Source organism: Shimia sp. MIT1388 (assembly GCF_047124445.1).
Taxonomy (GTDB): Bacteria; Pseudomonadota; Alphaproteobacteria; order Rhodobacterales; family Rhodobacteraceae; genus Shimia.
Genome location: NZ_CP138921.1, coordinates 3,407,121 through 3,429,098, shown reverse-complemented (window position 1 = coordinate 3,429,098; position 21,978 = coordinate 3,407,121). Strand labels below are relative to the sequence as shown.

At 57.9% G+C, this 21,978-nt stretch carries 22 protein-coding genes; 9 read left to right on the top strand and 13 right to left on the bottom strand.

Annotation, left to right across the window (positions count from 1 at the left end):
* Positions 1–63: 63 nt before the first annotated feature.
* From SIB92_RS16915 to SIB92_RS16880, 8 genes are all read right to left on the bottom strand, one after another.
* Positions 64–1,266 (bottom strand): MFS transporter, encoded by a 1,203-nt coding sequence (locus SIB92_RS16915; protein WP_412553136.1) that lies wholly within the window; start codon positions 1,264–1,266, stop codon positions 64–66.
* A gap of 153 nt (positions 1,267–1,419) precedes the next feature.
* On the bottom strand, positions 1,420–1,893 hold the full coding sequence (locus SIB92_RS16910) for an Hsp20 family protein (protein WP_294116619.1): 474 nt from the start codon (positions 1,891–1,893) through the stop codon (positions 1,420–1,422).
* A gap of 135 nt (positions 1,894–2,028) precedes the next feature.
* A complete protein-coding gene (locus tag SIB92_RS16905; RefSeq protein WP_412553135.1) occupies positions 2,029–2,847 on the bottom strand; it encodes a trypsin-like serine peptidase in 819 nt (272 codons plus the stop codon).
* Positions 2,848–2,875: 28 nt separating this feature from the next.
* The gene (locus SIB92_RS16900) at positions 2,876–3,655 is read right to left on the bottom strand and encodes a trypsin-like serine peptidase (RefSeq protein WP_412553134.1); all 780 of its coding nucleotides are present in this window, start codon (positions 3,653–3,655) and stop codon (positions 2,876–2,878) included.
* Between the two features lie 98 nt (positions 3,656–3,753).
* Positions 3,754–5,076, bottom strand: a complete 1,323-nt coding sequence (gene glcF, locus SIB92_RS16895) for a glycolate oxidase subunit GlcF (protein ID WP_412553133.1) — start codon at positions 5,074–5,076, stop codon at positions 3,754–3,756.
* Position 5,077: 1 nt separating this feature from the next.
* Positions 5,078–5,317 carry a CPCC family cysteine-rich protein gene (locus SIB92_RS16890; RefSeq protein WP_412553132.1) on the bottom strand — a complete coding sequence of 80 codons (240 nt, stop codon included), beginning with the start codon at positions 5,315–5,317 and terminating at the stop codon, positions 5,078–5,080.
* A complete protein-coding gene (locus SIB92_RS16885) occupies positions 5,314–6,450 on the bottom strand; it encodes an FAD-binding protein (RefSeq protein WP_412553131.1) in 1,137 nt (378 codons plus the stop codon). The genes SIB92_RS16890 and SIB92_RS16885 overlap by 4 nt, the downstream gene beginning before the upstream one ends.
* A 77-nt stretch (positions 6,451–6,527) precedes the next feature.
* A complete protein-coding gene (locus tag SIB92_RS16880) occupies positions 6,528–7,967 on the bottom strand; it encodes an FAD-linked oxidase C-terminal domain-containing protein (RefSeq protein ID WP_412553130.1) in 1,440 nt (479 codons plus the stop codon).
* Between the two features lie 84 nt (positions 7,968–8,051).
* Here SIB92_RS16880 and SIB92_RS16875 point away from each other — a divergent pair, with 84 nt between their 5' ends.
* Positions 8,052–8,750, top strand: a complete 699-nt coding sequence (locus tag SIB92_RS16875) for a DUF599 domain-containing protein (protein WP_412553129.1) — start codon at positions 8,052–8,054, stop codon at positions 8,748–8,750.
* A 110-nt stretch (positions 8,751–8,860) separates the two neighbouring features.
* Here the strand turns inward: SIB92_RS16875 and rlmH are convergent, their stop codons facing one another.
* From rlmH to SIB92_RS16860, 3 genes are all read right to left on the bottom strand, one after another.
* Entirely contained in the window at positions 8,861–9,331 is a 471-nt protein-coding gene (gene rlmH, locus SIB92_RS16870) for a 23S rRNA (pseudouridine(1915)-N(3))-methyltransferase RlmH (RefSeq protein ID WP_412555861.1), read from the bottom strand.
* A gap of 50 nt (positions 9,332–9,381) precedes the next feature.
* Positions 9,382–9,765 (bottom strand): ribosome silencing factor, encoded by a 384-nt coding sequence (gene rsfS / locus SIB92_RS16865; protein ID WP_412555860.1) that lies wholly within the window; start codon positions 9,763–9,765, stop codon positions 9,382–9,384.
* A gap of 232 nt (positions 9,766–9,997) precedes the next feature.
* Positions 9,998–11,422 (bottom strand): mechanosensitive ion channel family protein, encoded by a 1,425-nt coding sequence (locus SIB92_RS16860; protein WP_412553128.1) that lies wholly within the window; start codon positions 11,420–11,422, stop codon positions 9,998–10,000.
* A gap of 259 nt (positions 11,423–11,681) precedes the next feature.
* Here SIB92_RS16860 and leuC point away from each other — a divergent pair, with 259 nt between their 5' ends.
* From leuC to SIB92_RS16840, 4 genes are read left to right on the top strand one after another with little or no spacing between them, the layout of a single operon-like run.
* Complete coding sequence (gene leuC, locus SIB92_RS16855) at positions 11,682–13,088, top strand: 3-isopropylmalate dehydratase large subunit (protein ID WP_412553127.1); 1,407 nt, start codon at positions 11,682–11,684, stop codon at positions 13,086–13,088.
* Positions 13,089–13,092: 4 nt separating this feature from the next.
* Entirely contained in the window at positions 13,093–13,530 is a 438-nt protein-coding gene (locus SIB92_RS16850; RefSeq protein ID WP_412553126.1) for a hypothetical protein, read from the top strand.
* A gap of 29 nt (positions 13,531–13,559) precedes the next feature.
* Complete coding sequence (gene leuD, locus SIB92_RS16845; protein ID WP_412553125.1) at positions 13,560–14,165, top strand: 3-isopropylmalate dehydratase small subunit; 606 nt, start codon at positions 13,560–13,562, stop codon at positions 14,163–14,165.
* 21 nt (positions 14,166–14,186) lie between these two features.
* A complete protein-coding gene (locus SIB92_RS16840) occupies positions 14,187–15,206 on the top strand; it encodes a GNAT family N-acetyltransferase (RefSeq protein WP_412553124.1) in 1,020 nt (339 codons plus the stop codon).
* 190 nt (positions 15,207–15,396) lie between these two features.
* Here SIB92_RS16840 and SIB92_RS16835 read toward each other — a convergent pair whose 3' ends face one another.
* Positions 15,397–16,611, bottom strand: coding sequence for a TsoY family (seleno)protein (locus tag SIB92_RS16835; protein ID WP_412553123.1), 1,215 nt, complete (start codon positions 16,609–16,611; stop codon positions 15,397–15,399).
* A 431-nt stretch (positions 16,612–17,042) separates the two neighbouring features.
* On the opposite strand from SIB92_RS16835, the gene SIB92_RS16830 reads away from it, so the two are divergent.
* Both SIB92_RS16830 and SIB92_RS16825 read left to right on the top strand, forming a co-directional pair.
* A complete protein-coding gene (locus SIB92_RS16830; protein WP_412553122.1) occupies positions 17,043–17,888 on the top strand; it encodes a hypothetical protein in 846 nt (281 codons plus the stop codon).
* 17 nt (positions 17,889–17,905) lie between these two features.
* Positions 17,906–18,901 carry an endonuclease/exonuclease/phosphatase family protein gene (locus SIB92_RS16825; protein ID WP_412553121.1) on the top strand — a complete coding sequence of 332 codons (996 nt, stop codon included), beginning with the start codon at positions 17,906–17,908 and terminating at the stop codon, positions 18,899–18,901.
* Here SIB92_RS16825 and SIB92_RS16820 read toward each other — a convergent pair.
* Positions 18,871–19,767 carry an epimerase gene (locus SIB92_RS16820; protein ID WP_412553120.1) on the bottom strand — a complete coding sequence of 299 codons (897 nt, stop codon included), beginning with the start codon at positions 19,765–19,767 and terminating at the stop codon, positions 18,871–18,873. The two genes, SIB92_RS16825 and SIB92_RS16820, sit on opposite strands and share 31 nt — an antisense overlap.
* 97 nt (positions 19,768–19,864) lie before the next feature.
* Between SIB92_RS16820 and SIB92_RS16815 the strand changes: the two genes are divergently transcribed.
* Positions 19,865–20,761 (top strand): LysR family transcriptional regulator, encoded by an 897-nt coding sequence (locus SIB92_RS16815; RefSeq protein ID WP_412553119.1) that lies wholly within the window; start codon positions 19,865–19,867, stop codon positions 20,759–20,761.
* Positions 20,762–20,819: 58 nt separating this feature from the next.
* Positions 20,820–21,923, top strand: coding sequence for a 3-isopropylmalate dehydrogenase (gene leuB, locus SIB92_RS16810; RefSeq protein WP_412553118.1), 1,104 nt, complete (start codon positions 20,820–20,822; stop codon positions 21,921–21,923).
* The last annotated feature ends 55 nt before the right edge of the window (positions 21,924–21,978 follow it).

The window sequence follows — 21,978 nt, the reverse complement described above, 5'->3', positions numbered from 1 at the left end:
CGACAGCACTCTGGGCGAAACTATTTCAAACCTCAAACATCTTTTGGTTCCGGGGCCTCAAGTCTACCGCCTAAACCGCACGGCCAAAAGATAGGCCGCCACGCCAAGCGCCGCCAAGCTACCGGTCCACACCAAAGCAGTCTGATATCCCAGCCAATCGGCCAAAACCCCCATTGCGCCTGCACCCAGCGCCGAACCGCCAGCGGCAATCACCGCCCACAGGCTCATGACACGTCCTCGGATGTCATCTTCCAAATCCAGCTGAATGGCGGTCTGTGTCGAAATCGCCGTCACCGTGGTCACAAAAGACATCCCTGCGGCCACCACCAAGGCCACTTCCCAGGTGGGTGACAATCCAAGAACTGCGACAAGCATCAGACCAAAGACAATCGCTAGTCTCGTGGTCAAAGGCAGCCGCCCTGGCTCTTGTGGCGGCAGTGCTGCCTGCGAGAACCCACCTAGGATTGCGCCTACCCCAGTCACGCTCATCAACACGCCAAGCCCATCCGCGCCCCGCGCAAAGACCCCGTCTGCGAGAGGGGGCAATACTTCCAGCGCCCCCCGTGCTACCAACGCCAAAACACCCGCGACAAACATCGCCTCGCGCACCGTCTCGGTCTGCCACACGTATCGGACGCCCGCCCCAAGTGCTTTGAAAAAGGGTTCCTGTGCGCTGCCACTGTCCCGCCGCGGTCTGAGGGTCAGTCGCGCAATCACGAACAAATAGGGACCAAACAACAACGTCTGCACAAACAGCGTTTCGGCCACACCGATGACGGCAATAAGGAACCCGCCAACCGCAGGCCCCACCATCCGAGCGATGTTGAAATTGATGGCGACAATTGTGACCACCGATCCCAAATATTCGCGCCGCACCAATCTCGGCGTCAGCGCCATCCGCACAGGATGGTTTGCGGCAATCACCATACCAATCAGCAGTGTAATCAGCGCAATCAAAAACGGTGTTGCCCAGCCCAGCGCTACAACCGCCCACAGCACGGCACTCAACACCGCATTGATGCTCTGCAGCACCAACATCGTGTGCTTCACCCGCCAGCGATCCACCCAAACGCCAAACAACGGAGACAGCACAATCGACGGCGCAAACAGCAAAAACGCGACGGCACCAACAAAGCTGGCAGACTCTGTCATTTCCCACGCGAGCCAACCAATGGTGATCCGCTGCATCCATATGGCGAGCAGACCAAAGGCAGCGCCAAAGACATAGGCGCGGAAATTTCTGGATTTCAAAGCGCCCAGGTTCACGCGCCACTCCTGAGTGTTGGGAAACGTCCGGCCAACATGCCCTTCACAGGTTAAGAACACAACCAATCAAAAACGCGCGCTCCAAACGGAACGCGCGTCGCCCAATAGGGCCTGACAACAAGGGAAGGAAGTTTGTCAGTTTAAGTTTGGAGGTCAGTTGACGGCTTTGGCGTCGACCACATCCTGCTCTACGGCTTTGGTCGCACCGCTAGAAATTTCAATCCGGCGCGGCTTCAGCGCCTCGGGGATTTCACGTTCCAGATTGATGTGCAGCATGCCGTCTTCATGGCTTGCGCCAGTCACACGTACATGGTCCGCCAAATGGAAGCGGCGCTCAAACGCGCGGGTGGCAATGCCACGATGCAGATAGGTCTTGTCGGAAGACTCTTCGCCTTTCTTGGCGGTCACAACCAAAGCGTTCTGCTTGACTTCGATGTTCAGGTCATCGGCCGAAAAACCAGCCACTGCCAACGAGATGCGATAGGCATCATCCGCGGTTTTTTCGATGTTGTACGGGGGGTAGCTCGGCTGGGCGACGTCATTGGACAGAACGCGGTCCATCATGTTTGCCAACTGATCAAAACCAACGGTCGACCGGTACAGCGGAGCCAGATCAAAAGTGCGCATGGGTTATCCTCCATTGAGCGACAACGATATGTAAGTGCCTTCCATTCGGACAGGCGATGAATGTGCAAGACCCGATCATCGGCGCCTTACGCATACAGACCTATGTTGGCAAAATGCGGTTTCAACCCCTGCGCATCAGGGCTTCACAAATTTTGCGCCACCACCACTACGTGTCCCAACTTGAATGCGCGTCACACCTGTGGCGGTTTTCACAGCTGGGCGGTCGCCCACACGCATCCGATGTTTGAGCTGCGCGACAACTTCTGGAAGTTCCATGCCAAAGGCCACTTTCTGCCCGTCCCCGTTGTCTCCCGTCGCAGACACCACAGACAAAATCCGCACGCGGTTGCCATAGCGCACAAACACCGGCGCGCCTGATGAGCCAAAAGTCACGTTGCAATCAAAGGTCAAAATGCCCCAGCCGCGCTCCAGAATGGAGCAATCGCGCTGCCAGGAGAGATGCTCACTACGACCACGCCCATAACTCAGCACAGACACTTTCTCCCCCTCCTGCGGATCAACATGAATGGCAAACGGATCCGCCTCTCCCGTAGAAATAGGCGACTCCAGCCTTAACAAAGCCACGTCATGCGGGATCATCCGGGTGCTAATCTTGCCATTGGCCGCGTCACGATAGCCACTATCCACTACAACGCGATCAACCCGCCGCTCTGCGAGAGCGTCACCAGAGACGTATCCCGATCGGAAAGTGATCTGTTCCGGCGGCACCGGCGCGCCGTTGCTGTCAAACACGCAATGGGCGGCGGTCAACACCTGATCCGGCGCAATCAAAGCGCCTGAACAAAAGCCTGTGCCGCGCATGTCCAGTCGCCCGAGCGCTTCCCAGCCCAGCAGGTCGCCACGACTGGTCAACGGCTGCAACCTCTCACCAGCCGTACCCTGCCCCGCACAAAGCACAGCCAAAAGCAGGCTTATGAATCTTGAAAAACGCATGGAATAACCTCCTCACCCCACCCGCAAATTACGGGCGCACAAACTTCGCTCCGGTGCTGTTGCGTTGCTGCAAGGAGGTTCTCCCCCCTTGCGCGGGCGCCGCCCCGCGCGCGGCAAACAACTCTGGCAGACTGTGATCCAGCGCTGTGCCAAGCGCCACTTTGCTACCCCGAACCTCTGCCTTGGCTGCCACCACCGATGCGATCCGCACCGCGCCATCCTCAAACACAAAAACCGGCGCACCGCTGCTGCCAAAATCGATGTTGCAAGACAGCACATAGACACCGCGCTGCCGCCCCATCACCTGACACACTTCCTGAAAAGAAGGCGCCGCCTCGCGCCCAACCGCATAAGACACCACACCGATTTTTGACCCTTTTCTCAGATCAGTGGACGTTTCAAACGGTGCAATCCGGTTGTTGCGAATAGGATGATGCAGCTCCAGCAGCGCCAGATCATTCTGCACAGTCTCGATTTGCGCATCGCTGCTATAGAAGTATTTCGGATGCACCACCGCGCGGCGCACAGACCGATACGCTTCCGCCCGTCCATTGCGCCATCCGGCGCGGAACTCGATCTGCTTCACGTCGTATGCCGTGCCATTGTCCTTGTCATAAAGACAATGTGCCGCTGTCAAAACCAAGTCCGGCGCAATCAGAGCACCGGTGCAAAACCCGCGCCCGTCAATCTCCAACCGCCCGACAGCGCCCCAGTCGCGACTGTCCTCGCCTGTATCCAACCGCTGAAGTGCCGTGTCCTGCGCCGCAGCAAAACTGGCCCAAAGGACTGCACTCAAAATTGTTAGCACTCGCACCACAGCCTGCTCTCCACGCGTCGTTTCCACCGAAGTATTAGCAAGCTGCGGCAGAATTAGGGCACACGCTTGGCAAGGCGAAGATCAATCCATTAGCGCAGGATCGGAATGTCCGGCGCAGTTTTTCCTGGCTCGGTCAACGCGCGCGGCTGCGGCCCGCCGGTCGCCCAATCGAGCAACTCAACAGTATGCACAATCGGCACCTCTGTGCCCGAGCCAATCTGCATCATGCAACCGATATTGCCCGCTGCAATGATGTCCGGGTTCTTGGCTTCAAGCGTGCGCACCTTGCGCGCCTTAAGCTGGCCAGAAATTTCCGGCTGCATCAAGTTATAGGTCCCGGCGGAGCCACAGCACAGATGACTGTCCGCAGGCTCTACCACCGTAAACCCAGCCTTCTTCAGCAGGTCTTTCGGATACGTCTTAATCTGCTGCCCATGCTGCAAGGAACAGGCCGCGTGATAGGCCACAACGGTTTCTTTGTCGGCACCCTCCGGCAGGTCCAACTTCATCAAAACCTCTGACACATCCATCGCCAGTCCACTCACCCGCGCCGCATCCTCTGCCAGCGTATCATTGCGGAACATATGCCCGTAGTCCTTCACCGTGGTGCCACAGCCCGACGTGTTGATCACAATCGCATCCAGTCCTTGGCCATCCATCTCAGCGCACCAGGCTTTGATGTTCTTGGCGGCAGCCGAATGGCTCTCGCTGGTTTTGCCCATGTGATGCGTCAGCGCCCCGCAGCACCCGGCACCCTCGGCCACGACAACTTCGCAGCCCAGCCGCGTCAACAATCGGATGTTGGCATCATTGATGTCGGTATTCAGCGCTTTCTGCGCGCAGCCCGTCATCAAAGCCACGCGCATCTTTTTCTCAGTCACCGGTGCGAAACTCTGCGGATCGTCGTTACGGCTAACCGGCGGTATGGACTTCGGCGCCATATTCAACATCGCTTTCAGCCGCGCATCCGGCATCAAAAACCGGAATGGCCGTCCCAGCTTGGCACCGATCAAGGCCCAACGGAACCGCATCGGATATGGCAAGATCTGGGCCAACACCCAACGCAGTGCCCTGTCACTGAGTGGGCGCTTGTAGTTCTCTTCAATATACTCGCGCGCATGATCCACCAGATGCATGTAATGGACCCCACTTGGGCAAGTGGTCATACAGGCCAGACAGCTCAGACAGCGGTCAATATGCTTGACCGTTTTGGCGTCCGGCACCCGCTCGTTTTCCAGCATATCCTTGATCTGGTAAATCCGCCCACGTGGGCTGTCGAGTTCATCGCCCAAAACCTGATACGTCGGGCATGTCGCGGTGCAGAACCCGCAATGCACACAGGCGCGCAGGATTTCATTGGCCCGCTGAATGCCAGGATCCTGAAGCTGTTTTTCCGTGAATGTTGTCTGCATTTTAGGGTAGCCTTTTGGGGTCCAGAGGACGCTTTTTGGGGTCGCTATGGCCGAAAGATTTGAAGTTTTCCCGAGCCTCTTTCAGTGAAATTCCGTTAGCTCCACCTCGATAGTTGATATCGTTGTTTTGCACCTTGTCATTCTGCCAGTTGCAGATTGCGCAAATTTCAAAACACCCGTCTTCTTCAAATTCGTCTGCTTCGCCGCAACATGGACAATCGAATTCGTATTTGATGCTCATCCCATCAACCCCGGATTCAAAATGCCACACGGATCAAACTTCGCCCGCAAACCTTGCGACAATGCCGCCAAAGGCGCAGGTTCTGGATGAAACACTTGCAGAGAGGCACGTGTGTCTTGCGATCCCCGGATCAAAGTCGCGTGCCCCTCAAAAGCCACCGATCGCACATCAGTTCCTTCCGCCACCTGCACCCAGACAAGTCCGCCACCCCAGTCATACAAAACACCAAGATCTGCATAGAGAGCCTGCAGCTTTTCAACGACCTTAGGCCCATCGCTTGGCTTCACGGATATCCGCCAAACATCACCATCTCCCTCTTGCAAAACAGTCACATCGCGCACCCAAGCCCAACCGGCCGCAACCTTGTTGGCATCGCGTTCAACACTCAACTCACCGCCAAATCTGGCTAGGGCGTCCGTCAACTTCGCCGCACGATAGGCGACCGAAGCCTCCAGCCCCTCAATCCGAATCATTGTCACCGGATGCCCATCCACACCGGACGGCGCATGCGCCGCGCCGCTCACGTCATACGGCGACCCAAGCGCCGCACTCATCGCCGCCACCGCATCCTTGTCGGACAAACCGTTTATCAAGACACAACCGACGGCCTCTGGCACCGCTTGCACTTTGAGACTGACTTCGGTCAGCACACCCAAAGTGCCCCAGCTCCCGGCCATGAGTTTGACCAGATCATAGCCGGTGACATTCTTCATCACCCGCCCGCCATTCTTCAGCACACGCCCGGCGCCATCGACAAACCGAACCCCCAACAGGCTATCGCGGCAAGCCCCTGCTTGAATGCGGCGCGGACCACTGATGTTGCCCGCCACCACGCCGCCAATTGTGGATGTGCCCGTGGTGCCAAGCAAACCGCGATGATCCATCGGCTCAAAAGCCAGCCGTTGTCCCTCCGCTGCCAAAGTCGCCTCGATCTCCGCCAAGGGTGTGCCAGCCCCTGCCACCAAGGTCAGCGCGCCCGGTTCGTAAAGCGACACGCCCGACAGGCCGGTGGTCGACACAACGGTGCCTTGCACTGGCGCGCCGATGTCGCGCGTACCGCCGCCCTGAATGCGCAACGGACCTTGCGCGCCTGCAATCACATCTGACAGCTCTGCTTCTGTTGAGGGTGTCATCATTTTCTCTTGGCCTTCAAATATCCGGGGCGAATTGGCAACCTGGTTGCCAAGAGGGGCTGGCCCCTCCCTGTCTGTTACTCCGCCGCCACCCGGCGCGCTTCACTAGATGCCAAGGGAAACACCTTGGCCGGGTTCAGCAACCATTTGGGATCAAACACATCTTTCACCGCCATTTGGATATCCAGATCCTCCGGCAAGTATTGATCCACCATCAAATCCCGCTTTTCGATGCCCACACCGTGCTCCCCGGTCAGACAACCGCCGACCTCGACACACAACCGCAGAATATCTGCCCCAAAGGCCTCGCATTTCTCCAGATCGCCCGGCTTGTTTGCATCAAACAGGATCAATGGATGCATGTTGCCGTCGCCTGCGTGGAACACATTGCCGACATCCAAACCGTACTCTTTGCTCATTTCAGCAATTCGGCGCAGCACATAAGGCAACTGGCTGACCGGAATGGTCCCATCCAGACACATGTAGTCGTTGATCTGCCCCATCGCCCCAAAGGCCGACTTGCGCCCCAACCAAATCCGCGCACTTTCGTCCGCGCTGGTGCTTTCGCGCAGTTCAACCGGGTTGTGCGTCCGCGCTATGGCCAGAATACGTTCCAACTGCGCATCGATTTCCTCGTCGGAGCCTTCCACTTCAACAATCAAAAGCGCCTCGCAATCCGGGTAGCCAGCGCCAGCGAAAGCTTCGGTGGCGCGGATGCAGGGGCGGTCCATAAACTCAATCGCCACAGGCAAAATGCCTGCTTTGATGATGTCGGACACGCACTGTCCTGCCACTTCATTGCTGTCAAACCCCATCAACACAGGCCGCGCGCCTTCAGGTTTATGCAGAATCCGCAAGGTTGCTTCGGTCACAACGCCGAGCTGACCTTCGCTGCCGCAGATCACGCCTAATAAATCCAACCCGCCAGCGTCCAAATAGGCGCCGCCTATCTCGACCACCTCGCCCTCCATGGTGACCATGGTCACCCCCATAAGGTTGTTGGTGGTCACGCCATATTTCAGACAATGTGCCCCGCCGGAATTCATCGCAATATTACCCGCAATCGCGCAGGCCAACTGGCTCGAGGGATCGGGCGCATAGAAGAACCCTTCTTCCTCCACAGCGCCGGACACGCTCAAATTGGTGCGCCCGGTTTGCACGCGGATGAAGCGATTTTCATAATCTGTTTCAAGCACTTCCGTCATACGGGCGACGCCAAGGATAATGGAGTCTGCTGTTGGCATGGAGCCGCCTGCCAAAGAGGTGCCCGCGCCGCGTGGTACGACAGGGACATTCTCGGCATGACAGATCTTCAACACCGCCGCGACCTCTTCAGTGGAGGATGGCAATACGGCGGCCAAGGGTGGACACCGGTAAGCGGTCAGCGCGTCACACTCATATGCGCGGACTTCGACCTCGTCGGAGATCACGGCATCGGCTGGCAGCACCTCTTTTAGGCGCGCGACGATGCGGGCTTTTTTGGCAAGCACCTCGGGATTTGGGGTTGGCATGTCCATGGCTGACCTCCACTACAATTGGTAAATTAATATAACCAATAATCGAGGCTGGCAAGCACCACGGGTTCACGTTAGGGTACTGACATGACTCCAAACATGCTTCTCGCCCAGTTTTCCACACTCGATTTCATCGCTGTCTTGACCATTCTGACGGCCTGGGCGCTGACCACGCACCTTATTGAAAACCCACCAAAAAACCGGCCTTCCGTGTCGCGCCTGATGGCGTTTTATCGGCAGGAATGGATGGTGCATTATGTGGCGCGGGAGGTGCGGGTTTTTGATGCGCAGATCATGGGAAATCTGCGGCAAAGCACGGCGTTTTTTGCTTCCTCCTCGATGATCGCCATCGGGGGCCTGGTGGCATTGATCGGGAATACGGACCAAATTGCCGGAGTGACCAAAGACCTCACCCAAACCGCCGAGCCGGCCTCCGTCCTGGAACTCAAATTGGTGCTGGTGTTGCTGTTTATCGGCAATGCTTTTCTGAAATTTGTGTGGTCTCACAGGCTCTTCGGCTATTGCTCGGTGCTGATGGCGGCGGTGCCCAATGACGCCAAGGACCCGACAGCCCTGTCGCGCGCCAAGAAGGCGGGCACCATCAACATCACCGCCTCGCGCAGCTTCAATCGGGGGATTCGCGCGATCTATTTTGGGCTTGCGGCGGCGGCCTGGATTTTGGGGCCGGTCATGCTGCTTTTGGGGGTATTGGTAACAGTAGTTGTCCTGGGGCGACGTGAGTTTGCCTCCCAATCCCGCGCCGCGCTGTTGCAGGAACCGCGCTGAATTAACCTATCAAAATCCACGTCGGTATTGCGTCGGTATCACGACTGTTTTGCGGAGGTGCGCTTTCGCAAAGCCTGCCTGCTTTAACGTTTCAAAAGATGAAGAGAACTTTAGACGCGGTGGTAAGGCGCGCCGGCCAAAATGCTGGCGGCACGATAGAGCTGCTCGCTGAGCATGACGCGTGCCAGCATGTGTGGCCAAACCATTTTACCAAAGCTCAGCTTGGCGTCCGCGCGTGCGCGCAAACTCGGGTCAATGCCATCCGCACCACCAATCACAAAGGCCAGATCGCCGCGCCCATCGTCACGCCAGCCGCCCAGCTTATTGGCAAACTCGGGACTGCTCATAAGCTTGCCACGTTCATCCAGTGCACAGATCACGGCCCCCTTAGGGATCACACCTTCTAGCAAACCAGCCTCGGCCGCCATACCGCCGCCCTTGCGATCCTCGACCTCATGCACCGTCACCGGCCCCAGGCCCAGGGCCCGTCCGGTGCGATCAAATCGGGTGAGGTAGTCGTCAAGGAGGTCGCGCTCAGGACCAGACCGCAGCTTTCCCACGGCGCAGATGTGCACCTTCAGTGCCATGTCATGCCCTCCGGCCCGCAGCATAGTGCAGGCCGCCTGAAATCTTATGCGGTACCGTCAGGCACCCACATCTTTTCGAGCTGGTAAAACTCGCGCACTTCCGGACGGAAGATGTGCAAGATCACGTCGCCGGTGTCGACCAGAACCCAGTCACCTGTGTCCTTGCCTTCAACCTTGGCGCCGCGTCCAAACTCGGACTTCAGCCGCTCAATCAGCTTTTCGGCAATCGCCGTCACCTGACGCGAGGAGCGCCCGGTGCAGATCACCATGTAATCGCCAATAGAGGTTTTGCCGCGCAGATCGATCTGCACCACATCTTCGGCTTTGTCTTCATCCAGAGAGGTGAGAATACGGGCAAGCAGTGCCTCGCTTGTCGTATCCGGAGAGTCCGACGTCACAATCGAACCAGTGTCAGTAGCATTGGCCACGTCAGTGTTCAGAGACAGAAGTCTGTCCTCCTTGTAGCGCACCCGTCAGCCCCGGTGCCGAGCGTAATTTCAAGATAGCACCGGTTGGCGGTTTTCTCAACGAAAGGCAAGGGGGATTCGCGCCTCTCAGCCGGTTTGGCGCGGTTTTCAGCGGTTTTTGGCAGAGGGGGCCAGCCCCCACGCTTGGCCAAGCCAAGCGTTCCCCCGAGATATTTTCGGCCAAATGAAGACTTTAGGGAGAGCTGTTCACCGGATCATCCTCCTCCAACATGCGCACTTCGCGCTGTGGGAAGGGAAGGGAAATGCCGTGCTCGTGGAAGGCATCCCAGAGCGCGAGGTAGACATTGCCGCGAATGTTGGTCAGCCCGCCGGTGGGGTCTTCGATCCAGAACCGCAGGATGTAATCCACGCTGCTGTCGCCGAAACCAACGATGTGACAGACCGGCGTGTTGGGGTAGCGAAGCACACGTTTGACCGACTGTGCTGCCTCCACCGCCACCTTGCGCACCAGATGCGGATCATCGCCATACGCCGTGCCAAAGAAGATATCGAGCCGCACATAGGCGTCCGAATGAGACCAGTTCACCACCTGATTGGTGATCAGGTCTTCGTTTGGAATAAGGAATTCTTTGCCGTCGCGCGTGACAACCGAGATGTAACGCGCGCCCAGCGAGTTGATCCAGCCAAAGGTCTCCCCCAGCGAAATCACATCGCCGGGTTTGATCGACTTGTCCATCACAATGATCAGACCGGAGACCAGATTGGACACCACCTTTTGCAAGCCAAAACCAAGCCCCACCCCAATGAAGCCGGTGAGGAAGGCGAGGCCTTGCAGGTCAAAGCCAATGATGCGCAGCCCCACAAAGAAGGCGGCTGTATAGAGGAAAACCTGGAGCAGCTTGCCAAACAGTACCCGCATGGAGGGAGAGATGTCTTCACTGCGCTTGAGCCTTGCGTCGGCCTGGCGGGAGAGCAGCCGGGTCACCGCAAAGGTCAGGCCCAGCAGCAGCACCGCCTGTGCGATCATCCAAAGCGAGATGCGGGTTTCGCCAAACACCAGCGCCATGCTGTCCATCAGCTGCACCGCATCGTCGCGCAGGCCGGTGAGCACCAGCGTGACCCAGATCCACGCCCCATAGCGCAAGAAGGTGCGCAGGGTGGTGTTTTGCACCACGCGCAGCACCACAACCACCACCAGCCAGGCCAGCGCCAGATTGGCCAGCCCCACCAACAGATAAGACCGACTGGGCCAGGTCACCGCGCGCATGCCCCAAACCGTGAACCAGATCAGCCCGTTAAACACAATCAGCACCATGCGCCGGTGCACCATCATCGCATAGCGGTAGCGCAGTTTGGACCAGCCCTCACGGGTTTTGAGCCAGGCATAAAACCGCGGCTTGATCACCGCCGCCAGCGCATAAGCCAGCGCCAGCAGGGCCAAAGCAATCAGCACCTGATAAAACGCCCAGGGCCGCAGCAGGCTTTCGCCAAAATCCACCACCTGATCCCAGATGCTAAGCGCGATCTCGGTGGTTTGTGTGTTGCTTTCACTGGGTTGGGTGGCCGCAACCTCGCGCTCCGCCCCGGCGATGCGATCCAGCTCGGATTCCTGCGTATCGCCAGTGGTTTGGGTCTCTGTGGTGTTCTCCTCAGCCATAAATGCATCCTTGCACGGGGGCTGCCTCTGCGGCAACGCGTGTGTGGCGGATTGTGTGCTTCTGCTTGAAGGAATCTGCGCGACCCTGTAGGGGAGAGGCATGAAACGCATCTATGACATTGCTGACCGCGCCTTTTTGCCATGGCGCTTCTTTGGTCAGAGCAAATCTGTCATCGCCGCACTATGAGCGAGTGGCGCGCGTTTGCGTGCCCGCACGTCAGCCATATTTTCAGCAATCCAAACAAAGTGGAGAGGACCCATGTCCCCCAAAACGCTCTATGATAAGATCTGGGATGCCCATGTTGCGCATGAAGCCGACGATGGCACCTGCCTGTTGTATATTGACCGTCACCTCGTACACGAAGTGACCAGCCCGCAGGCGTTTGAAGGCCTGCGCATGGCGGGCCGCAAGGTGCGCGCGCCAGAAAAAACCATCGCGGTGCCGGACCACAACGTGCCCACCACAGCCGGTCGCGAAGACCCAGCGCAGATGACCGAAGAGTCGCGCATCCAGGTGGAAGCGCTGGACAAAAACGCCAAGGAATTTGGTGTGCACTACTATCCGGTGTCTGACGTGCGTCAGGGCATCGTGCACATTGTTGGCCCGGAAAACGGCTGGACCCTGCCGGGCATGACTGTGGTGTGTGGCGACAGCCACACCGCGACCCACGGCGCCTTTGGCGCGCTGGCGCATGGCATCGGCACCTCCGAGGTGGAGCACGTTCTGGCGACCCAGACGCTGATCCAGAAGAAGTCCAAAAACATGAAGGTGGAGATCACCGGCAAACTGAAGCCGGGCGTGACCGCCAAGGACATCACCCTGGCCGTGATTGGCGAAACCGGCACCGGTGGCGGTACGGGCTATGTGATCGAATACTGTGGCGAAGCGATCCGCGATCTGTCGATGGAAGGCCGCATGACGGTTTGTAACATGGCGATCGAAGGCGGCGCCCGCGCTGGCTTGATCGCGCCGGATGAGACCACGTTTGCCTACTGCAAAGGCCGTCCACATGCGCCAAAAGCCGGTGCCTGGGAGCAGGCGCTGGAGTATTGGAAGACACTGTACACCGACGAAGGCGCGCATTTCGACAAGGTTGTGACCCTGAAAGGCGAAGACATTCAGCCGGTTGTGACCTGGGGCACCAGCCCTGAGGATGTGCTGCCGATCACCGGTGTGGTGCCTGCGCCGGAAGATTTTGAAGGTGGTAAGGTGGACGCGGCCCGTCGCTCCATTGAGTACATGGGTCTGACCCCGGGTCAGAAGCTGACCGACATCGAGATCGACACCGTGTTCATCGGTTCCTGCACCAACGGCCGGATCGAAGACATGCGGGCTGCTGCTGAAGTGCTGAAAGGCAAGAAGATCAAAGAGGGCATGCGCGCGATGATCGTGCCGGGCTCCGGTCTTGTGCGGGCACAAGCAGAGGAAGAAGGTCTGGCGGATATCTTCCGTGAGGCCGGCTTTGAATGGCGTCTGGCTGGGTGCTCCATGTGTCTGGCGATGAACCCGGATCAGCTGTCGGAGAACGAGCGGTGCGCGTCTACATCGAACCGCAACTTCGAAGGCCGTCAGGGCTATAAGGGCCGCACACACCTCGTGTCCCCAGCCATGGCCGCCGCCGCCGCGATCACCGGCAAGCTCACCGATATTCGCGAGCTGATGTAAAACAATGCTGGCCTTCTTCAAGAAGCGTTTTTGGTGGGTACTGTTTACAACAGTGTCCATCATCTCGCTTTTTTGGAGCGGCCCAGCTTGGTTTGTGTGCCCAAACACAAAACTTCTCACCGATGGAACTCATGTCTCAAGCTGCCGAAGCAGCGGTAAGAATGAGTACTGGTTTACTGCATACGCTAAACGCGAAGATTTCTTTGTGTTTCTCGATGCTCTCACAGCCTCCAACCAAGGCGAATGGGAGCTCGCAAAAAATACAGCTCAAACGGAAGAATATGCGTTTGACCGTAGCGACGACGTGCTTGTGAGACGTAGTGCTCGTTGGGCGGATGGAGAAATCCATTACTCTCAGCGCAAACCAATTGTTTTATCGGATCGCAAAAAGAAAGAATGTGCGGCCTCAGACGAGTCCAGAGGCCGCTGCACCGAGACTTAATTGCGCCCTGAGCGCATTGGAGTAACACGATGAAAAAATTCGAAACCTTCTCCGGTATCGCCGCGCCTATGCCGCTGGTGAATATCGACACCGACATGATCATCCCCAAGCGCTTCCTGAAGTCGATCCAGCGGACCGGCTTTGGTGTGAGCCTGTTTGACGAGATGCGCTACAACCGCGACGGCAGCGAGATCGAAGATTTTGTGCTGAACAAGCCGCAGTATCGCAGCGCGCAGATCCTGATCGCGGGCGACAACTTCGGTTGTGGCTCCTCGCGCGAGCACGCACCGTGGGCGCTGGATGATTTTGGCATCAAGGTGATTGTCTCCACCTCTTTTGCCGACATCTTCTTCAACAACAGCTTCAAGAACGGCATGCTGCCGATCGTGCTGCCGCAGGAGCAGGTGGACGTACTGATGAAGGACGCGGAAAAGGGCGAAAACGCCCGAATGACCGTGGATCTGGAAGCGCAGGAAATCACCACATCGGACGGTGAGGTCATCAGGTTCGAGGTGGATGCCTTCAAAAAGCACTGCCTGCTGAACGGTCTGGATGACATCGGCCTGACCATGGAGAAAGAAGCGTCAATTGACGCCTATGAAGCCAAAGCGGGTGCGGCGCGTCCTTGGGTGTAACCTCCCTACCCTTTGATTGACATGACCCCGCACAACCGTTCACGTTGTGCGGGGTTTTCTTTTTGGGATGACGCTTTGCCCACCGACAACTCAAATATTCAAGACGTGTTTGAAGATGAAGTGGACACGCGGGTCCATCGCTTTGAACGCGACGGTTACGCTGTCCATCATATAAACTGCGGCAACCTCGAAACGCTGCTGCATGGACTAGACGCAGCTTTTGAGTGGACAAAACGGTTTGGCTATTCACCAAGCGAACTAAATCTAGATGCGCTTTTGGATGTGGCGGCAAGCGCGCCAAAAAATTTGCGTGAGAACTTACTGTTGGTGCTCCACAATGTGAGCCTCCTAGAACTCTCCCCCCACAATCGTGTACACCAGTTTCTTTCGACACTTCAGGATGCGATCAACGAAATCCGAAACGACCGCTTCAAACTGGCAATTTTGAGAGTTGAACAAAATCCGCTCAAACCCAAAAGCGTAGAACAACCAGCCCCCCTCTCAACCCAAGCTACTATTGAAACTAAACGCCTTCTGCTCCGCCCCTGTCGGATGGAAGACGCAGACGCGCTCACCAATTTGATGACACCGGAGATAAGCAAGTGGGTGGCGGTCTGGCCGACGCCGCTTTTGAAACAAGACACTCAGGGCATTCTCCGCAATACCATCGAAGCCATGCAACAGGGCGCGGTGTTTGCCGCAGTAGTAATGTGCAAAGACAGCGGGAACATCATCGGCTGGTGCAAACTCGACATCGCAGACAACTGTGCCGAGCTGGGCTATTGGATTGGCACCGCCTTTCAGCGCAAAGGCTTTGCGATGGAGCTGTCACAGGGCGCGATTTCATTTGCCTTTGACCAGTTGGGCATGACGTCGGTGCGGGCCGGTGCGCAGGTTGACAATACAGCATCCTTGGCGCTGCTGGCCAAGCTCGGAATGACACAAGACTGCGTGGAAGCCGTGTGGGCCCCTGCCCGCCAGAGGTTCGAGGACTGCGCCTTTTGGCATGTGAGCCGGGACGATTGGCCCCGGCTTCAGTAGATAACCTCCGAAGTCTCGACAGCGACTGAGGCGAGGGGCGAAAGCGGAGCGCCCGCGTTTTGCCGAAGGCAAACCTTTGGTTTGACGGGGGCGGTTCACCTTTCGGGATTTCGCTTTGCGAAACCCTACCGGCCAACGGGGCGCTCGCCAAAGCATTGCTTTGGCGTCTTATCGCAATCTAGCCCCCCCTTCACTCCGCCGGCACGGCCACCTGACGATCCGTGCCGCCCATGTGTTTGGCGTTGAGCTTCAGCACCAGCCAGATCATCACCACCTGCAGGGCAATCGCCACGGCAGAGATCAGCAAATAGGTCAGCGAGAACTTGTCGACCAAACCGCTCGCCACTAGACCTTTGTTGAGCCAGAAGTGCAGCATCACAGAGAGCGCCACGCCGGGACAGACCAGCGCGTAAGAGCCTGCGGATTTCTCCGGTCCAGTGATGAATGTGGAAATATAGCCAAAGCGGCGCAGCACGGTCAGGCCAAGCGCCAACACGGCAAGCTGCACCATCAACAATGTGGTCAGCATGGAGAGCGTTTCGCCCGCGCCGCCGTGCACGTCAAAATGCACATGCAAACCGTGGTTCTGGCGCATCCAGGCGATGGTGATCACCGTGATCAGCGGCACAATCACCAACAGCGTTGGCGCGCTTTCGGCTGTGGCGCCGTTTTCCATCATCGCGCGCAGGCCCAAGATCACATTCGCCACCGCCAGCAGGATTGCCACCACAATGAAGAAGCTCGACAGGACAAAGGACACGCCCGCCACCAAAGCTGAGCCGCTCATGGCCGCCGGGGCGGCTAGGCCAACGCCCACCATGGCGAAGGCAAAGGCGGGCAGAACCTGTGCAAAGCTGTTGTTTTTGGCGCAGTCAAAGCCGCCGTTGATCAGCACGCGGCCAAAGAAGTCGCGCATGATCATCAGCCCGTATCCGCCAATCAGGACAAAGGCGATCATAGCCACAGGAAAGAGGTATTCGACCACGGTCCACAGGCCGGGCACAAACACCAGACCCACGATAAAGCCACCGTTCACCACCATCGCCAGCGCAAGCGGGATCGCCATGAGTTGGGTTTCGGCGTTTGACGTACGCAGCGCCTGATAGGCGGGCGTGGCCCGGAAAGCCGACAGGTTGCGCAGGTTCCAAAACAGCGACTTAATCAGAAGAAAGGTCAGCCCGGCGATGCCGACCATGGCCACGACGATCGCGGCTTGAAGCGGGAGTGCTCCAGATGAGAAAGCGGCGGTGATGTCTTCAAAGATCGGCACGGGCCGTCCGGGATGGGGCACCCAGAACATCAGAAACATAAAGAAGGTCACCATCAGGCCGCCAGAGCCCAATGTGGCCAGAAAATAGAGGGGAGAGTAAGGCGCGTCTGCGCGCGCGACAGGGGGGGATAACATAGCATTTCCTTTCACATTCTAAATTTAGAATATGAATTAGATTTGGCGTCACATTGATCTAAATCAATACAAATTCCAATTTTGGAATACTTGGAAATTGAATTAAGGCAGAAATGTGGCGCGACATATTGTGAGGCGGTCACATTCCCTGAAACCCTTGTGGCCCCGCCAAATTCGCCCACCAGATTTAGTATCACCCTGAAAAACAGTGCTTTTTTGAGGTGCCAAATTGATGCATTCGCGCACCAGTCTCAGCCTCAGGCCGCGGCTTGGTTGCCAAAATCCAAACAAAACCTTGAGACTTGCCAAGATCCAATGCCACAATAAGGCATAAATGAGGCACCCCGTCGTCAAGGCGGGATCAAGTTGGAACAAGATCGCACGGCCAAAGAGCCACATAACGCGACATCCGGTTTGAAGGGACACGAGCTGTGATAGGCAGAATCATTGGCGCGGCAACGCGTGCGGGACTGGTGGCATTGCTGTTTGCCTTGCCAGCCATCATCTTGCCAACTGTGAGCGAAGATGTGGTGCACATTGTGCTGCTGTTTGCGATCTTCAGCTCGATCCTCGTGTTCATCGAATATGTGACGGCGTCGCCCTCTTTCATCGAATTCCGCCACGCCCCGCCGTTCAACCGACTGCGGTTTCTGGCGATCTTTCTTACCGTCTTTGCGCTCTCGGTGATTGCCCGTGGCGAAGTGGCGCCCAACGCCTTCACCGCCTTTTTGCATGCGCTTGGCATCATTGTGGGCGACGCGATTGATTTCCCCTATTCGCCTGTGCGGCTGATGGTGATCATGCTGCCGGACAACGCCACGCCGGAGCTGATCAAAGAGGTGCGCACCGCGTCTGGCCTCAGCTATTTGATCTCATTGATGACGCTGGCGGTGTTTTATTTCTTTGTGCGCGTGCTGGAATGGCCGGCGCGCAACGGGGCATTTAACGTCTGGATCAACCTGCCGCTGTTTGACCCCACCGCGGGTGGCGATGTGCTGCCACGTCTGCAACGGGATGGGCGTCTTAACATTGCGTTAGGATTTCTTATGCCATTCTTAATCCCGGCGATCATTCAGATGATGTCGGACCTGATTGATCCGATCTACTTAAGCGATCCGATGACAATGATCTGGACCATCAGCGCATGGGCTTTCATACCGGCCAGCATGATCATGCGCGGCATTGCCATGAGCCGCATTGCCACCATGATCGACGAGAACCGCCGCCGCGCCTATGCCGCGTCGCGCGGCACGCATCCGGTGTCCTCGGCTGCCTGATAGGCTTTCTGTTTTTTGTGAGTTTTGCGCATGCGGAGACGATCCGCGTGGCGACTTATGATGTGGAACTGACCCGCAAAGGGCCGGGGATCATGCTGCGCGACATCACGCGAGACGATCCTCAGGTGGCGGCAATCACTCAGGTGGTGACACATCTCGCGCCAGATATCCTGTTCCTGCAAGGCGTGGACTATGACGCCGATCTGCTAGGAGCAAAGGCGCTGCGCGATCGGCTTGGCAAAGGCGGGTTGGACTATCCGCATGTCTTTGCACTGCCACCTAACACAGGCGATCCCACGGGGCTGGACATGAACGGCGACGGGCGGTTGCACACACCTGCGGATGCGCAGGGCTACGGCAAGTTTCGCGGGGCTGGAGGGATGGTGGTGTTGTCGCGCTGGCCGTTTGGGGAAGCGACGGATTTCTCGGCGCTGTTGTGGCGGGATCTGCCGGAGGCCACGCTGCCCGAAGTAAATGGGCAACCATTCCCCTCGGAGGAAGCACGAGCCATTCAGCGGTTGTCGTCCAATGGTCATTGGGTGCTGCCCGTTTTACATCCCGATGGGCCAGTGACGCTTATGCTCTTTGCCGCGGGGCCGCCGGTGTTTGACGGGCCGGAGGATCAAAACGGGTTGCGCAATGCTGATGAAATTCGGCTGTGGTCTCATCTGCTGGACGGCAAACTTGGTCCCGCACCAGAGTCGCCGTTTGTAATCATGGGAGGAGCGAACCTCGATCCGCAAAAAGGCGAAGGGCGGCATGAAGCCATTCAAGCTTTGCTTGCTGATCTGCGCCTACAAGACCCACTGGCACGGGCGGGGCCCACCGTGGATTGGCGGGAGCCGACGCCGGGGGATTTGCGAGTCGATTATGTCCTGCCCAGCGCCGATCTAAAGGTAATCGACACCGGGGTGTTTTGGCCCAAACCTGATGATCCGGGCCATGACTTACTGTCTGTGAAAGACATCAAAGCCAGCCGCCATCATATGGTCTGGGTCGACATCACCTTTTGAGGCACCGCTGTCTCTGGCAGCGCGGTGGCCAAGGCTCTGTGCAGCTCTGTGGGTTCAAACTCCGGCAGCAGCTCCTCAAACCGGGCACTATCCAAGCGATGAGGCGTGGTCCACAGGTAGCGCATCTCCAGCAGATGCGGCGCCAGTTTCCAGACCGGCGAGGCCAGCTGGATGGCCCACCACGCCATGGATTTGACCTTCAATGTGCGCCCCAACACCTGCTCCAACGCCTGCGCCAACGCGTTGCCGGTCAGCGTGTAGCCGGGGAAAGGTATTTCTTCGAACCGGTTCAACTGGTCCCGCTTCTCCGCCAGCATCACGGCGGCGCGGCATAGGTCTGGCAAATAGGCCCAAGCATGGTCCACGTCGCGCTTGCCCGGATAGGTCAGCACACCCCGGCCAATCTTGGATGTCATGATCATGTCAAACCAATTGCCCGAGGCCTCGGTGTCGATGAAGTCCCCGGCGCGCAGAATGATCGTGCGCACCTCGCTGAAGCGATAAGCACGTTCCATGTCTCGGCGGATTTGGCCCAAAGGGTTTGCCGCCTGATGCGGGGAGGTCACCCCCCACGGGCTTGGCGTGTCTTTGCCGTAAACATAGACGTTGCCCGGCACAATCACCGTGGCATCCACCATCTTGGCAGCGGCAATCACCTCGTCGTGCAGTTTTGGTACCTGCGTGGCCCAGTCAAAATACTGTGGGTTCCAGGCGTTCACGATCACCTGCACCCCATGCACCGCCTCACGCAGCCGGTCTTTACTGCGATCAAAGGGGCGGACCTCCCACCCTGCTTTGGCAAAAGCCTGCGCTGCGTTGCGTCCAAACCGCCCGTTTGCGCCAAGTATCAAAACCGTCTGTGCCATGATCTCTCTCCTGCTGTCTGGCGTCTTGAACCAAACATGCGGCATTCGAAGACAGTTAGGTATTGGCGAAATTCGCAGCCGTGATATTCATAAATGAATGGAAAAGGCATTTTCAAACCTCGACTGGTCGTTGATCCAGTCCTTTCTGGCTGTGGTGGAAACCGGCTCTTTGTCTGGTGCGGCGCGGCAGCTCAATGCCTCCCAACCCACCTTGGGGCGCCACATCAAGGCGCTCGAGGACACGTTAAAAGTTGAGGTCTTCCACCGCCACGCGCGGGGTTTTGAGTTGACCGATACAGGACAGGCCTTACTCGCACCCGCGCAACGTATGGCCGCCGCCATGGCCGACCTGTCGCTGGCCGCCGCCGGTGGGGAAAGCGACCTGGCCGGCACCGTGCGGATCTCGTCGTCCATCTTCATGGCGCATCATGTCATGCCGAACATTCTGGCAGACCTGCGACAGAAAGAACCGCAAATTCAGATCGAGCTGGTCCCGTCTGATCAATCGCAGAACCTGCTCTTTCGCGAGGCCGATATTGCTGTGCGCATGTACCGCCCCGAGCAACTCGATATGATCACCAAACATCTTGGTGACATAGCCTTGGGCATGTTTGCCGCCGAGAGCTACATCGCCCGAAAAGGCCGCCCGTCAGGGGCCGAAGATCTGCCACATCATGACATCGTCGGCTACGACGCCAATGACGACATCATCCGCGAGATGCGGCGCATGGGTATCCCGGCCAATCGGGATTGGTTTCCGGTGCGCTGTGACCACCAGACCACCTATTGGGAATTGGTGCGCGCGGGCTGTGGATTGGGCTTTTGCCAGAGCCACATCGCACGGCAAACACCGGGAATCGAGGAGATCAAAATCGACTTTCCCATCCCGCATTTGCCCGTCTGGCTCACTGCCCATGAAAGCCTGCGCCACACCCCGCGCATTTCCCGCGTCTGGAGCCTGCTTGAGAGCGCTTTAAAGCCCTTTGTTTCTTGATCTTTCACGCGCCACTCGGTAACCCGTAGCGAACCTATTTGATCAAGGACGTACCGCAATGAGCAACCCTTCGCTTCTCATCCTCGCCGGCGACGGCATCGGCCCCGAAGTCATGGCCCAGGTCCAGCGCATTATTGGCTGGTTTGGCGACAAGCGTGGCCTGAAATTTGACGTGAGCGAAGACCTTGTCGGCGGCGCGGCCTACGACAAACACGGCGTGCCGCTGCACGACGACACCATGGCCAAAGCGCAAGAAGTGGACGCGGTTCTGCTGGGCGCCGTGGGTGGGCCAAAATACGACGATCTGGACTTCTCCGTGAAGCCAGAGCGCGGGTTGCTGCGCCTGCGCAAGGAAATGGACCTGTTTGCCAACTTGCGCCCGGCGCAGTGTTTTGACGCGCTGGCAGATTTCTCCTCGCTGAAAACCGACATCGTGTCCGGTCTGGACATCATGATCGTGCGCGAGCTGACCTCTGGTGTGTACTTCGGCGAGCCACGCGGCATCTTTGAAGAAGGCAACGAGCGTGTCGGCATCAACACCCAGCGCTACACTGAATCCGAGATCGAGCGTGGCGCCCGCGCGGCGTTTGAACTGGCGATGAAGCGCGACAAGCGTCTGTGCTCCATGGAAAAAGCCAATGTGATGGAAAGCGGCATCCTGTGGCGTGAAGTGGTGAACGAAGTCGCCAAAGACTACCCAGAGGTGGAAGTCTCCCACATGTACGCCGACAACGGCGCAATGCAGCTGGTCCGCGCACCAAAGCAGTTTGACGTGATCTACACCGACAACCTGTTTGGCGACATCCTGTCTGACTGTGCCGCGATGCTGACCGGCTCTTTGGGCATGCTGCCCTCCGCCTCTCTGGGTGCACCCATGGACAACGGCCGTCCAAAGGCACTGTACGAACCGGTACACGGCTCCGCACCCGACATCGCGGGCGAAGGCAAAGCCAACCCGTGTGCCTGTGTGCTCTCCTTCGCCATGGCGCTGCGCTACTCCTTCAGCGAAGGCGCAGAAGCGGACCGTCTGGAAGCGGCTGTGGAGAAAGTGCTGGCGGATGGCGTGCGCACCGGCGACCTGATGCAGGCGGACGGCGGCACCCCAGTGTCCACGTCTGAGATGGGCGACGCCCTGCTGGCAGCGCTCGACGCAAGCCTCTAAACACAGGCCACTGCTTGAGAAATTGCGAAGGCGTCCTTAGGGGCGCCTTTACCTT